The following is a 14,208-nucleotide window of genomic DNA, read 5'->3' as shown; positions in this document are numbered from 1 at the left end:
GGTCTCCCCTGGGGGCGTCCGGCGATTGTACTCATGCCGTCGCGCGAGGTCCGCTCAGCCCGGATTGAACATCTGCCGCACGCCCCGGAGCAGCTCGTTCACGCTGAACGGCTTGGGCAGCAGGGACATGCCCTGCCCGAGGAACTCGTTGCGGACCACCGCGCTTTCCGTATAGCCGGTCACGAACAGCACCGGCAGATGGGGGCGCAATGCCCGCGCCGCATCGGCGAGCTCGCGGCCGTTCATGCCGGGCAGGCCCACGTCGGACAACAGCAGGTCCAGCTCGCGGTCCGAATGCAGCTCCAACAGGGCCTGCTGCGCATTGATGGCCTCCACGACCTGGTAGCCGGCCTCGACCAGCATTTCCCGGACCATCATGCGTACCGAATCGGTATCGTCGACCAGCAGAATCCGCTCGGCACTGCCACGGGGCAGTTGTGCAGGCGCCGATGGGTGCGCTGCGGCGGGCTGGAGCTGCCCCTCGGGCAGCAGCAGCTCGATCTCCGTCCCCTCGCCGCGCTCGCTGGCGATGCGCGCACTGCCACCGGACTGACGCGCGAACCCGTAGGTCATCGACAGCCCCAGACCGGTCCCCTCGCCCTGCGGCTTGGTGGTGAAGAACGGCTCGAACACCTTGGTCAACAGCTCTGCGGGGATGCCCACGCCGTTGTCGAGCACGGTCACGGTGATGTAGTGGCCAGGTGCCAGCTCATGGTCGCGCTCGATCTCGGCACGCCCGGCGCGGATGCGGATCAGGCCTTGGCCGGCCAACGCATCGCGGGCATTGATGACCAGATTGAGGATCACGTTCTCGAACTGGTTCGGGTCGGCCACCGCAATCAGCGGTTCAATGCCCAGTTCCAGCTCAAGCTCGATGTTCTCACCGATCGACCGCTGCAGCATGTCTTCCAGCGAGCGCACCCGCGCCACGACATCGAAGGTCTGCGGGTCGAGCGGTTGTTTGCGGGCAAAGGCGAGCATGCGCTGGGTCAGCGCGGCCGCACGGTGTGCCGAGCCGGTGGCGATCTCGACGTAGCGGGATGCCTTGTCCCATTTGCCGCTGGAGGCGGCGATCTCGATCATGTCCAGCCCGGAAATGATCGTGGTCAGCAGATTGTTGAAATCGTGCGCGATGCCGCCGGTGAGCTGACCCAGCGCGTCCATCTTCTGCGCCTGCATCAACTCGATTTCAGTGCGCTCGCGCTCAGCGATCTGGAAGGCGAGCTCGGAGGTCGCACTCTCCAGTTCCTGCCGCTGTTCATTGGCGCGCGCATGCTGTTCAGTGGTGTCTTCGATCAGCACCAGCCCCTGCCCGGCGGCCTGGTACGGCGTCACCCGCCATTCCGTCATGCGGGTGGCGCCACCGACACGAAGGCTGAAGGTGCCCTGCCAGCGCTCGCCTTCGGCCAAGGCCACTTTCAACGCGCTGAGCGGAGCGACCTGGTCCTGCAACAACTGATCAAGCTGCCCCGGCCCCACCTGCTGGCCCAGCAGGCGGGTAAAGGCATCGTTGGCATCGTGGGCATTGAGCGAGGCATCCAACACCGCGATCGGGGCATTGATGTGCCGGAAAATCTCGCGGAAGCGTGCCTCGGTCTCGCGCAACGCCTCCTCGGCGCGGCGGGCGCGCAGCAGACTGCGCAGTGTGGCCAGCAGCACGTCCGGATCGACGGGATGGATCAGATACGCATCCGCGCCCGCGTTGAGGCCGGTGATCATGTCACCGGTGGCGATCGATGCGGCCGAGACATGCACTACCGGCAGCAACTGCAGCCGGCTGTGTTCGCGCAACTGCCGCACCACATCGAACCCGCTCATGTCCGGCAGATTCACATCCAGCACCAGCGCGCCGAAATCATGCTCGGCCAGCCGTCCCAGGCCCTCACCGCCGGTACCGGCTTCCTCCACATGGAACCCGTGGTGCTCCAGCACGCGGCGCACCGCGTAACGGGTCGCCACGTTGTCATCCACGACGAGGATGCGATCAGGAATCGCCATGCACGGCCTCCGTGGCCAGGGTCAGCGGCAACACGACGTAGAAATGCGAGCCGGTACCGATTTCGCTCTCGACGCCGACATGGCCACCGAGCAGCTCGGCGAAACGCTTGCACAGCGACAGCCCCAACCCGGTGCCGCGCAGGCGCTTCTGCAGCGGGGTATCGACCTGCACGAAATCCTCGAAGAGGGTCGACTGCAGTTCGGCCGGTATGCCGATACCGGTATCGCGCACGCTGAAGCGCACCGCGTTCTCACCCTCCAGCTGGGTCGAGACCACCACCTGGCCGCTGGGCGTGAACTTCAGCGCGTTGGAAATGAAATTGCGCAGGATCTGCGCCAGCTTCTTGTCATCCGTGTACAGCATCGGCATCACCGGCGGGTCCTCGAACAGCAGGTCCACCTGATTGCCTTCCACCAACGGGCGGAACATGCCACGCAGTGCCGAGAACAGGTCCATCAGATCGAACCAGGCCGGCGAGATGGTGATGCGCCCGGCCTCGATCTTGGCCAGATCCAGCAGGTCGTCCACCATCTCGCGCAGCTCACTGGTGGAGGCGCTGATGAAACGCACCTGTCGGCGCTGCTCCGCGGTCAGCGGGCCATCCATCCCATCCTCCAGCAGCCGCGTCATGCTCAGGATCGAGCCCAGTGGCGTGCGGAACTCATGGCTCATGTAGGACAGGAACCGGCTCTTCAGCTCGGACACCTCACGCAGCTGCTCGGCCTGCTGATCCAGCTCGGCGTACAGCGCCAGCACGCCCTGATTGGTTTCATCCAATTCAGCGCGCAGCGCATCGGCTTCCAGGCGCAGCTGCTGCAGCTCCTGATCATGGGGTGAGGCGCTCAATGCAGGTCTCCAAGACGCAGGGCAACGATGCCGGCGTCATCCCGGCCACGATCGAAATCCCGGTGCAGCACCGCCACGATCAACGCGGGGTGGCGGTGGAACAGGCCGGGGTAGTCGCGCAGGCTCCAACGCGCCTGCAGTCCATCACTGTGCATGACCAGCAGCGTGCCTGCCGCGGCGTGAAAATGGAATGGTTGTGCCTTGCGGTACTGCACCCCGACGATGCCCGGGTGCGAGGCCATTCCGCGTGAGCCGGTGGGCTCGCACAGGCTGGCGGCAATGTTGCCGATGCCGGCGAACTCCACCTGACCGCTCGCCACGTCCACGCAGGCCACCGCTGCCGCACCGCCGCGGGTGCCGGACATGCCCGCGTGCAGGATGCCGATCAAGGCCGGTGCCCCCGCCGCGGAGGCCTGTGAAACGGCAGCCACACCGGCCTGCGCCGCATCGGCGGCCGGGAGTCCATGCCCCAGCCCATCGATCACGGTGACCGCCACGGTGTGTGCATCGGCACGCAGATGCCAGGCATCGCCACAGGCCAGCTCGTGGCGCATCGGAATCCGCAGCGCACCGTAGGGCACGTCGATATCGCCAGGCGCACGGCTGGCATAGATGCGCGCCACCACAACGGCACCTTTGGCATCGGACCAGGCATCCAGCACGGTGGCCTGGCGCTGGATCGCGCCCAGCCCCAGCCCTTGGGTGCCGCCTGTCGAATAACCGTCCGGAAGACACTCGGCCAACGAGAACCCAGGGCCGGCATCCACCGTCACCAGTTCCACCCCGTTGCCGCCGCGACCGCACACTGCGGACAGGTACATGCGGCCACTGCGGCCGTGCTTGAGCACATTGGTGGCCATCTCGGTGGCCACCAATGCCGCACGGCCGGCGTCCATTTCGTCCAGGCCGACATGATCGGCCAGCGCCAGCGCTTCGCGCCGGGCCTGCCCGACCTGTGAGGATTCCTCGACCACCACGATCCGCGTCACCTGGCCGCCGAAGTTCAGCTCCATTTGGTGATCGTGATACGGGTGCCCTGCCCCGGTGCACTCTCCAGTTCGAACTCATCCACCAACCGGCGCGAACCGGACAGGCCCAGGCCCATGCCGGAGCCGGACGACCAGCCATCGGTCAGGGCCTGTGCGACATCCGGGATGCCAGGACCGTCATCGGCGAACACCAGCCGTACGCCCTTGCGCAGTCCCTTCTCGACCACTTCCCAGCCCATGGTCCCGCCGCCACCGTAGATGACGGCATTGCGCGCCAGCTCGCTGGCCGCGGTGACCAGCTTGGTCTGGTCGATCAGGCGCAACTTGCACGCCACGCAGATCTGCCGCGCGGCCTGGCGGGCGAGCACGACATCCTGCTCGATACGGATCGGCAGCGAACCACTGGAAGCACTCATAAGGCGGCGTCGTCTTCGTCGTTACGCTGCAGCAGCTTCATGCCCCGCTCCACATTCAATGCGGTGCGCACGCCACTGAGGGTCAGGCCCAGCTCGACCAGGGTGATCGCCACGGCAGGCTGCATGCCGACCACCACCGTGGTGGCATCCATGATCCGGGCCAGCGATGAAATCGTGGCGATCATCCGCCCGATGAACGAATCAACGATATCCAGTGCGGAGATGTCGATCAGCACACCGCGTGCAGAGGTGCTGCGGATCTTTTCCGTGAGGTCGTCCTGCAGGGTCAGCGCGAGCTGGTCATGCATGTCCACCTGGATGGTCACCAGCAGCAGATCGCCCATCTGCAGGATCGGGATGCGCTCCATCTCAGCGGGCGGTCCGGGTAACGGTCTGGCCGGTGCGCTTGAGCGCCAGCGCCAGTGCGTCGGCCAGGTTGGCCTTGGTCACGATCCCCTGCAGGTCCAGCCCGAGGTGGACGATGGTCTGGGCGATCTGCGGACGCACACCGCTGATGATTGCGTCAGCGCCCATCAGCCGGATCGCGGTGACGGTCTTCAGCAGATGCTGGGCCACCAGCGTATCCACGGTCGGGACGCCGGTGATATCGATGATGGCGATTTCCGAACCGGTATCCACGATCCGCTGCAGCAGCGATTCCATCACCACCTGGGTGCGCTGGGAATCCAGCGTGCCGATCATCGGCAATGCCAGCACACCCTCCCACAGCTTCACCACCGGCGTGGACAGCTCGAGCATCTCTTCCTGCTGGCGCTGGATCACGTCTTCGCGGGTCCTCTGGAACACGGTGACCGTGTGCAGACCCAGCTGATCGATCAGTTCAGAGATCGCCCACAACTGGTCGCCCAGCTGGGCCGGATCGTCCGCGTATGCCTGCTGGATCACCTCGAACAGCGGTCGCTTCAGCGAGAAGATGAAGCTGGCGGTTTCCGAGGAGTTGAACCCCTTCAGCACGCGCTCGCGCGACAGCTCCTCCAGGAACCGCCGGACGTCCTGCCACTCGGCCCGAGCCACGGAGCTGACGTCGGCCGGGGACAGCGCCTCCAGAAACAGGCGCCAGAACTCGCGGACCTGGGTATCCAGCTCACGGGAAGAAAGGCGGCCGTCCTGTGCCTGGCCGGAACCGGCGAGAGTGCCGGCCCACGCGGCCAACAAGGGCTCCTGAAGGCTGCGGATGAGATCAATCGTGCGCTGCTGCAAAGCCGCCATGGAAATGTCCTGGAAGATGAGGGAACACCGGATGCGCTGGCGACCCATCACCCCTATGAATGGGGGCCGCAATCTCGAAAGCTTAAATGAATTCAGGAAGATTGGGCATCACGGGTGATGCTGAAGATGTGAAGACGATCTGCACGTGGCTGACTGGTTCATGCAGCCGCCGTGCTGCGCCATGTTGATGCGATCAATCCGCCGCCCTGCAAACGCATCAGGCCGCCCGAAGGCGGCCTGATGAGGGGTGCTCAGCGCAACAGCGCGAACAGGAGCAAGAGCGGAATCGGAATGCCCAGCATCCACAACAGAATGTACTTCATGGTGTTTCCTCCTTAAGGATGGTCAGGCTCACAGGTCGCGGCGGCGGCCGCCCCAGGTAGCACTCAGGCTGGCGATGAAGGCACCGATCAGCAGCGTGATGAACAGCCACAGCGCGGCATACGCGGTTGCCTTGCGTGCATCGTCCGCCGCCTGCTTGGCCTGCTGCGTGGCGTTGTCCAGTGCCGCACGCAGGCGCGTCTGCACATCGGTCACGCGGGCCTGCGCTTCGGCTTGGCTCATGCCGGTCTGTGCCGCCACCAGCTGGGCCAGGTACTGCGTATCGGCCGGGTCCATCGTGTCGGACTTCAGGCTGTTGAGGATGATGCGGTTGACCTCGGTACGCACCTCACGGCTGTCCGGGCGACGGTCGGCACCCGGCATCGGGCGCGGCGGCGGCGCACCGTTGGCAACCGGTGCCGGGGGAGCGAGGGCGGGCGCATCGGCCGGACCGGCGGGACCGGCCGGCGGCGCCGGTTGCGCTGCGGCCGGGTTGGCACGGAACAGCGAGTCCACCCAGTACTGCACGTCGCCCTCATCGCTGCCCATCGCCGCAGAACCTGCACCTGCGGCGGCAATACCGCCCGCGGTCGAGGCCGCAGCGCCGGCAGTGGCACCGGCCACCTTGGCACCTGCACCAAGAATGCCGCCGATCGCCGACGTCAACAGCGCAGCGGTCAGCAAGGTAGCCACGGCCCACGACACGAACCCATGTGCGGTATCGCGGAAATAGGTTTCATCGCCGTGGAGGTTGCTCCACTTCGTCCGCAGGCGGCCGGCCAGATAGCCGCCCAGGCCGGAGGCTGCGATCGCAGTGAAGGTCAGCCAGGCAATACTGGACCAACCGAACGTTTCAGCGGTCACCCCTTCAAACGACCAGGGCGACACCGACGACAGGCCCAGGCCCACACCAAGGATGACAAGAATCAGCGAGAGCGCAGCGGCGGCGATCGCACCGGCGAGAATCGCGCCCCACGACACTGCGCTGTCGCGCGGAATATCCACCACCGGCGGTGGGGTGACCACGGCCACGGTCGCTGCGGCGACGGGCTCGGGGTGGGCGTAATCGCCTCGGGTATTCATAGCAGGTGACACTCCTTTTCAAGCACTGCGGACGCAGCGCGCACCGGCAGGCTGCGCCTCAGGTTGTGAAATACGCGAGAGGCTGAAAACAAGATGGTGTGGATGCTGGGCCGGGATAACACCGGCACTCGCCCGTGCGATGGATGGCGCAGGATGTGCATGGACGGCACACGGCGCTGATATCAAAACGGTTATCAGCCTGCCATCGTCGCGCCGCTGAATATGCTGATGAAGATGCGTTCCAAGCCGCGATGAACTTTTACGACAATCACGTGGCAATAATCCCATCACGCCATGGATGGCACAGGACCGGCCACGGACGGCCATTCTGCGGATGCAGTGGAACGGGGGCTGCATCGCCGGCGACTTGGCGCGACCAAGGGGATTATCTGGAAGCACTCTCATGACACTGGCATTATCCGGTCGCGTCGTCGCGACCCTGTTCCTCGCCTCAAGCCTCTTGTTCGCTGCGCCTGCATCTGCTGCGGCGAAAGCACCGTTCCCCGCCGAAGGCATCTGGCGGGGCGAGTTCACCATCGATGGCGACCCGATTCCCTTCAATTTCGAAGTGAAGGGCAAGCGTGCGCAGGACGCGACCTTCACCCTGCTCAACGGCACGCGTACGGATAGATTCAACGTCACACCGCGCGATGACGGGACGTTCTCGGTGCGGATGAACACCTACGATGCCGTACTGGAGGGCAAGGTGTCCGAAGATGGAAAGCACCTCGCCGGCCAGTACAAGGACCTGGTGCCCAGCCGCAACGGTGCGCGCAACCTGGCCTTCACCGCCGAACACGATGCAGCCTGGCGCTTCGTCAAACCCGGCCAGGACGAGGCACCGGCGGCAGACCTCAGCGGCAAATGGGCCGTGCAGACGATCGACAAGGCCGCCCGCCAGGACAAGCGCAACCAGGTCGCCCTGCTCAAGCAGGAAGGCAATCGCCTCTCCGGCGTGTTCATGACCGTCGTCGGCGATACCCGCGAGCTGGAAGGCACCGTGCAGGGCAACCGTTTCTACCTGTCCGGCTTCAGTGGGCCCAGCCCGCTGCTGATCCGCGGCACGATCGATGAGGACGGCAACATCCAGGGCGCATTCGGCAGCGGCATCTACAACGTGGTCAAGTTCGAGGCCGAGAAAAGTGACAAAGTGGAGCTGCCCGATCCGTACAAGCTCACCTTCCTCAAGGATGGCCAGGAACGCATCGATTTCAGCTTCCCCGATCTGCAGGGCAAGCCGGTCTCGCTGCGGGATGACAAGTACCGCGGCAAGGTGGTGATCGTCGAAGTGATCGGCACCTGGTGCCCGAACTGCACCGACCAGACCTACTTCCTGGCACCGTGGTTCAAGCAGAACCAGCACCGTGGGGTGGAAGCGGTGGCCGTGGCTTTCGAGCAGGAAGACAACTTCGATTATTTCCAGAAGACCCTGACCACGTTCAAGGATTACTTCGACATCCGCTACGACATCGTATTCGGCGGCATCGCCGACAAGAAGGTGGCGACCGAGAAACTCAAGGGCCTGAACTATATGGCCGCCTTCCCGACCACGATCATCATCGGCCGCGACGGCAAGGTCCGCGAGATCTATACCGGCTATACCGGCACGGTCACCGGCGAGTATCACAAGGACTATGTGACCCGCTTCAACAGCCTGCTCGATGGGCTGATCGCCGAGCCGGATCCGTACGCCGTCAGCGCCGCCACACCCAGCACCGCAGCGTCCTTGGCGGTCGCTCCGTAATTCCCTGTGGCGGCCAGCACGCCTGGCCGCTGCTTCCCCTCCTGCACCGCACACCCCGCACGGCGTCTTCGTGATGCCGCGGGCGACTGCGCGCCACTGCCTAGAGACCTTCTCATGCGTCCTTCCCTGTTCCTGGCCCTGCTTGTCATTTCCAGCGCCCCCGCCGTGGCGAACGCCGCGCCGGTGACCTACCAGCTCGATCCCACCCACACCGACGTGCTGTTCACCTGGAACCACAACGGCTTCTCCTTCCCGACCGGCCGCGCGGCGATCAGCAGCGGCACGCTCATCTACGACGCGGCCAAGCCTGCTGCTTCGCAGGTACAGGTGGAGCTGCCACTGGCTGAGCTGGCCACCCACGTCCCGAAACTGGACGAGATCGTCAAGGGCGACAAGCTGTTCGATGTCGCCACGCACCCGCAGGCCAGCTTCCGCAGTACCTCGGTGGTGCCGCAAGGCACCGGTCGTCTGAAAATCACCGGTGATCTGACCCTGCATGGCGTCACCCGCCCGGTCGTACTCGACGCCACCCTCAACAAGGTCGGCGAGCATCCCAGCCGCAAGGTCCCCACGATCGGGTTCAACGCCACGGCCGTCATCCGCCGCAGCGAGTTCGGCCTGACCGGGTTCCTGCCCAACATCGCCGACGAGGTGCAGCTGCGCATCACCACCGAGGGCCAGGGGGCGAAGGAGTGAATCGCAGCCTTGCCCCATGGGTCGCCGCGCTGCTGCTCATCCCGTTCGGCGCGGCCGCCGCCGATACCCCGAAGGTCGCCCTCGATCCGCGCGTGGAAGCGCGCCCCGACGGCACCCGTGAACTGGTGATCGACGCCCACATCGAACCGGGTTGGATTCTGTATGCCTCCGATTTCGAGCAGCCGCAGATCGGCCCGCGGGCGGCGCGGATCAGCCTGGCGAACGGGGTGCAGACCGAAGGGCCGCTGCGCTCGGTAGATGCACGCGAGGGCCACGGCCGCAGCTTCGCCGGCGACTATCGCTACACCTTCTTCAGCGAGCGTGGGCAGCTGCGTCTGCCCATCGCCGCAGGCAGCGCCCCGGTGAACGGCACCCTGCGTGCGCAGGTCTGCTTTGAAGAGAGCGGCCTGTGCGAACTGGTCCAGCAGGAGATCGCTGCGCGTTGAGCGCGGCAATGTCATGCGCCGTCCTGCCCGCTCCCTCGCCCTGCTGACCACACTGATCGGTGTTGCCGTGCTGTCGCCGGTGTTTTCCGCCGATGCGCCGACCTATGACGGCGATCTGAGCGGCAACCCACGCGCCCAGCTCGGCCGGCAGCTGTTTTTCGATCCCATCCTCTCGCGTGATCGTACCGTCTCGTGTGCGAGCTGCCATCAGCCTGTGCGCGCCTTCGCCGATGACCGCGCCGTCAGCCTGGGCGTAGAAGGCCGCGCAGGCACCCGCAATACCCCCAGCGTCATGAACAGCGCCGGCCGGACCCGGTTCTTCTGGGATGGCCGTAGCGAAACCCTGGAAGAACAGGCCTTGGGGCCGATCGCCAACCCGCTGGAAATGGACCTGCCGGTGGATGACGCCGTCGCCCGCCTGCTTGCCGATCCGACCTGGGTGGCGCGCTTCCAGGACACCTACAACGCACCGCCCAGCCCGCGCACCCTGGGCCGTGCCCTGGCGGCCTACCAGAAGACCCTCAATACCGTGGACAGTCCTTACGACCGTTATGCCCTGGGCCAGGAAGACGCGATCAGCGATGCCGCCAAGCGTGGCCGCCTGCTGTTCATCACCAAGGCGCAGTGCGTGAGCTGCCATGCCGGCGAGGACTTCACCTCGGACCGCTTCAAGAACATCGGCATCTACAACGGCCGCCAGTTCAACGACGAGGGTCGCGGCGGCATCACCGGCGATCCGGCGCAGAAAGGCGAGTTCAAAGTGCCGGGCCTGCGCAACGTCGCGCTGACCGCCCCATATATGCACAACGGCATGTTCAACACCCTGCGCGAGGTGATCGTCTACTACGACGATCCCGGCAAGGTGATCCCCGATTCGATCGGCCGCGATGCGCAGCTGCGCGACCCGCTGCACCTGACCGAAGCGGAGATCGATGACATCGAGCAGTTCCTGCATACCCTCACCGACGATCGCTTCGCCGCCCGCACGACCTCCCCGACGGCCTCCCCGCCATGACGCTGCCCCACGTCCGTTTCGCCATCGTGCTGGCCATCGCGCTGTCCGTCACCCTGCCGATCGCCTCCCGCGCCGCCCCGCTGACCACTGCGCCGCCCGCGGGCCAAGTTGCACCTGCCCTGCAGTGGACGGATCTGGACGGCAGACGCGCGACGTTGGCGCAATGGCGCGGCCGCCCGGTCCTGCTCAACTACTGGGCCAGCTGGTGCGGGCCGTGCCTGAAGGAACTGCCCGATCTGCAGCGCTTCTCGCAGGCGCAGACGCCCCTGCCTGACGGCGTACACGTGGTCGGCATCGCCCTGGACGATATCGACGCCGCCAAGGCCTTGCGCGACCAGCTTCAACTCACCTACCCGCAACTGGTGGAGGGCGACGGCCCGCCCGGCACCGCGGCCGCCTTCGGGAACCGCATCGGCACGCTGCCGTTCTCGGTCCTGATCGATGCGCACGGCAAGGTGCTGCAGGTCCACAACGGGCCCCTGCATCCGGCCGACCTTGCTCGCTGGGCGGCTGCCGCAGGCGGGGCGCCGTGATCGGCACCAGGCGCATTGCCGCTGCCGGGCAACGCTGTTGTCCAGGCCAGTCGCGCCAACACACCTGCTGACCCGACCGTTCCAGTGCCGACTGCCGGTGTGCATGTCTGCACCTGTGTCCATCTGTCCGCCGCCATCGCTGCCGCACCGGCCCACCATTTCCCCGGGGGATCTTCCATGCTGTCCACGCACCATCGCCTGCCACTGGTTGTCGCCGTCCTGTCGGCACTGTCGCTGCCCCTCACCGCCCACGGCGCGCCCGAGGTGGACGCCGCCACCAGCGTCAACACCGCCACCCTGGATACCGTCACCGTGACCGGCACCCGCGCGCAGGGCCGCACCGTGCGGGAGAGTGCCGCGCCGATCGATGTGCTGTCGGCCGAGGACATCCGCGCCGCCAACGCGACCAGCCTGCTGGATGTGCTCAACACCACGGTGCCGAGTTTCAACCTGCCGCTGGAAACCGGCGATCTGAACAGCATGGTGCGCGCCGGGCAACTGCGCGGGCTGAACTCCAGCCACGTGCTGGTGCTGGTGGATGGCAAGCGCCGCCACGCCACTGCACTGCTGGGCGCGGGCGGCTTTGGTGGCGCTGCCCCGGCCGATCTGGCCTTGATCCCCACCGGCGCAATCGAACGCATCGAGGTGCTGCGTGATGGCGCTTCGGCAATCTATGGCTCGGACGCGATCGCCGGCGTGATCAACATCGTGACCAACAAAGCCGCACGGGGGGGCAACGTCTCCTACCGCGATGGCACCTACTTCGCCGGCGATGGACGTTCGCGCGTGGTCCAGGCCGATGCGGGGTTCGGCATCGGCGATGGCGGCTACCTGCATCTGGCCGCCCAGCTGGACGACCAGCACGCCACCGACTACACCAGCCCCGCGCGCGACACGTTCCTGTACTACTTCCCCCGCAACGCCGCCGGCAATGCGATCCGGCCCGGCGGCAACCAGGCCAGCAACCCGACGCTGCCGGCCGGTGCCACGCCGGACCCGCGCGAAGCCACACGCGACAACAACGCCTGGCGCAACCGCGGCATCCGCGCCTTCCGCACCAAGACCGCCACTGCCAATGCCAGCATTCCGCTGGCCGCGACGGTCGACGCGTACGGGCTGTTGACCCTCGCCCAGCGCGACGCGTGGGCACCGCAGAACTTCCGCCAGCCGCTGCGCAACGAAGTCGTGCGTGCCATCGATCCGGATGGCTTCGCCCCTACCGAGCACATCGATGAGAACGATGGCGCGCTGACGCTCGGCCTGCGCGGCCAGCTAGGCCAGTGGGATTGGGATCTGAGCAGTGGCTACGGGCGCGATGCGATGGACATCAATCTGCACAACAGCATCAACCCGACCTACGGGCTGGACAGCCAGACCGACTTCTACATCGGCGACCTGCGCTACAGCGCCTGGACCCACAACCTGGACCTGCGCCGCCAGCTTCAGACGGCGTCGCTGGCCGCGCCGCTGGAGTTCAGTGCAGGCGCGGAATACCGCGACGAGCGCTACCGGATCGGGGCCGGCGATGTGCAGTCCTACACCCATGGCGGGCAGCGGGTGCTGGATGGACCGTATGCCGGCACGGTGCTGGGCATCGGCCTGGGTGGATCGCAGGCACTGCCGGGCTATCGGCCGGAGGACGCGGTAGATGTCAGCCGCAACAGCGGCGCGATCTACCTCGGGGTCGCCGCCGATCTGGGCGCGCGCTGGCGCGTCGATCTGGCCGGCCGCCACGAGCGCTATTCGGATTTCGGCAGCGAGACCACCGGCCGTCTGTCCACCCGCTTCGCGCTGCATCCCCGGCTCGCCCTGCGCGGCACGATCAGCAACGGCTTCCAGGCGCCGTCGCTGGCGGCGCAGGCCTATCGCAACACCTCCAATGGCAACTTCTACACCGACCACATCCTGCAGGCCGGCTCGCCCCAGGCCATCGCCCTCGGCGCGCAACCACTTCGCCCTGAAACGTCCCGCAGCCTCAGCCTGGGCATCGTCGCCGAGCCGTGGCAGGGCGCCTCGCTGACGGTGGATGCCTACCGCATTGATGTGGACGACCGCATCGCGCTGTCCACCACCTTCCGCGAAGGGCTGTACCCGGGCTCGGGGGCGCTGGTCACCTCGGTAGGCCTGGGCGCCCAGGATGGCGTGCGCTACTTCATCAACGCTGCCGACACCCGCACCGAAGGCGTGGAGGCCACCCTGGAAGGCCGCTGGGACCTCGGGCGCGGTGGCAGCCTGCGCTGGACGCTGGCCAGCAGCCACACGCGCGCCAAGATCACCGGTCTGGCCCCCACGCCGCCAGTGCTGGCGGCCTTCAACGTGCCGGTGTTCAGTACCGGCTCGCAGAACGACCTGCTGTACAAGGCGCCCCGGTCGCGGCAGGTGCTGGGATTGGACTGGACCCTCGGGCGCTACCGGGTCGGCCTGCGCCAGAGCCGTTATGGCGACGTCCAGCGCTACGGCTCCCCCACCACCGTGGCCACCAGCGGCCCTTACGCCGGCCAGGCCGAGATCGCCTACGACATCGGGGGGCTGTGGATCACCGATCTGGAACTCGGTGCCACGCTTTCGCGCGGATGGGACGTATCCCTGAACGCCAACAACGTCTTCGACCGCAAGGTCACGAAACTGCCCGCGCCGCTGCTTGCGGCGAACGAGTACTACCGTTACGCCAATGGCGGCCCGATCGATGGCTCGGGGGGGCTGTGGTCGGCCACCGTGCGTTACCGCTGGGAATGAGCTTCGCGTGTCGCAAGGAACCCCGTCGCATCCTCACAGATCAGGACCGTCGCCTATGTAAAAATACAGGAACTGTGGCACACCGCGTCGCAGTGGACGGTGTGTGCTCCTGAGGGTCAGGCGGCGCCGTGCCATTCGAACGGTTTCCAGCACT

The 14,208-nt window shown here is 66.3% G+C and carries 13 protein-coding genes; 6 read left to right on the top strand and 7 right to left on the bottom strand.

Going from position 1 to position 14,208, the window contains the following annotated elements:
- Positions 1-54 precede the first annotated feature (54 nt).
- The 7 genes from AC13F7_RS12265 to AC13F7_RS12235 all read right to left on the bottom strand — a co-directional run bounded on the left by AC13F7_RS12265 (position 55) and on the right by AC13F7_RS12235 (position 6,884).
- On the bottom strand, positions 55-1,998 hold the full coding sequence (locus AC13F7_RS12265) for a response regulator (RefSeq protein ID WP_483000661.1): 1,944 nt from the start codon (positions 1,996-1,998) through the stop codon (positions 55-57).
- Complete coding sequence (locus AC13F7_RS12260) at positions 1,985-2,845, bottom strand: sensor histidine kinase (protein WP_481469804.1); 861 nt, start codon at positions 2,843-2,845, stop codon at positions 1,985-1,987. Before AC13F7_RS12260 ends, AC13F7_RS12265 begins: the two co-directional genes overlap by 14 nt.
- Entirely contained in the window at positions 2,842-3,858 is a 1,017-nt protein-coding gene (locus AC13F7_RS12255; protein ID WP_483000659.1) for an ATP-binding protein, read from the bottom strand. Before AC13F7_RS12255 ends, AC13F7_RS12260 begins: the two co-directional genes overlap by 4 nt.
- Complete coding sequence (locus AC13F7_RS12250) at positions 3,849-4,250, bottom strand: anti-sigma regulatory factor (protein ID WP_481469808.1); 402 nt, start codon at positions 4,248-4,250, stop codon at positions 3,849-3,851. Before AC13F7_RS12250 ends, AC13F7_RS12255 begins: the two co-directional genes overlap by 10 nt.
- Positions 4,247-4,618: an STAS domain-containing protein gene (locus tag AC13F7_RS12245; RefSeq protein WP_353085897.1), complete on the bottom strand. Its 372-nt coding sequence runs from the start codon at positions 4,616-4,618 to the stop codon at positions 4,247-4,249. Before AC13F7_RS12245 ends, AC13F7_RS12250 begins: the two co-directional genes overlap by 4 nt.
- A gap of 1 nt (position 4,619) precedes the next feature.
- Positions 4,620-5,480 (bottom strand): STAS domain-containing protein, encoded by an 861-nt coding sequence (locus AC13F7_RS12240; protein WP_483000656.1) that lies wholly within the window; start codon positions 5,478-5,480, stop codon positions 4,620-4,622.
- Positions 5,481-5,831: 351 nt separating this feature from the next.
- Entirely contained in the window at positions 5,832-6,884 is a 1,053-nt protein-coding gene (locus AC13F7_RS12235; RefSeq protein ID WP_483000654.1) for a hypothetical protein, read from the bottom strand.
- Positions 6,885-7,287: 403 nt separating this feature from the next.
- On the opposite strand from AC13F7_RS12235, the gene AC13F7_RS12230 reads away from it, so the two are divergent.
- The 6 genes from AC13F7_RS12230 to AC13F7_RS12205 all read left to right on the top strand — a co-directional run bounded on the left by AC13F7_RS12230 (position 7,288) and on the right by AC13F7_RS12205 (position 14,054).
- Positions 7,288-8,628 carry a peroxiredoxin family protein gene (locus tag AC13F7_RS12230; RefSeq protein WP_483000652.1) on the top strand — a complete coding sequence of 447 codons (1,341 nt, stop codon included), beginning with the start codon at positions 7,288-7,290 and terminating at the stop codon, positions 8,626-8,628.
- Between the two features lie 114 nt (positions 8,629-8,742).
- On the top strand, positions 8,743-9,324 hold the full coding sequence (locus AC13F7_RS12225; RefSeq protein ID WP_483000650.1) for a YceI family protein: 582 nt from the start codon (positions 8,743-8,745) through the stop codon (positions 9,322-9,324).
- The gene (locus AC13F7_RS12220; RefSeq protein WP_483000648.1) at positions 9,321-9,770 is read left to right on the top strand and encodes a protein-disulfide reductase DsbD domain-containing protein; all 450 of its coding nucleotides are present in this window, start codon (positions 9,321-9,323) and stop codon (positions 9,768-9,770) included. Before AC13F7_RS12225 ends, AC13F7_RS12220 begins: the two co-directional genes overlap by 4 nt.
- Positions 9,771-9,783: 13 nt before the next feature.
- On the top strand, positions 9,784-10,785 hold the full coding sequence (locus AC13F7_RS12215) for a cytochrome-c peroxidase (RefSeq protein ID WP_483000646.1): 1,002 nt from the start codon (positions 9,784-9,786) through the stop codon (positions 10,783-10,785).
- Positions 10,782-11,318 (top strand): TlpA family protein disulfide reductase, encoded by a 537-nt coding sequence (locus AC13F7_RS12210; RefSeq protein ID WP_483000644.1) that lies wholly within the window; start codon positions 10,782-10,784, stop codon positions 11,316-11,318. Before AC13F7_RS12215 ends, AC13F7_RS12210 begins: the two co-directional genes overlap by 4 nt.
- 177 nt (positions 11,319-11,495) lie before the next feature.
- Entirely contained in the window at positions 11,496-14,054 is a 2,559-nt protein-coding gene (locus tag AC13F7_RS12205) for a TonB-dependent receptor plug domain-containing protein (protein ID WP_483000642.1), read from the top strand.
- Positions 14,055-14,208 lie beyond the last annotated feature (154 nt).

The sequence above is a fragment of the Stenotrophomonas sp. K-6 genome, assembly GCF_056861555.1.
Note: the sequence above shows the minus strand (reverse complement) of the source record. Positions and strands in the feature narration are given on the sequence as shown.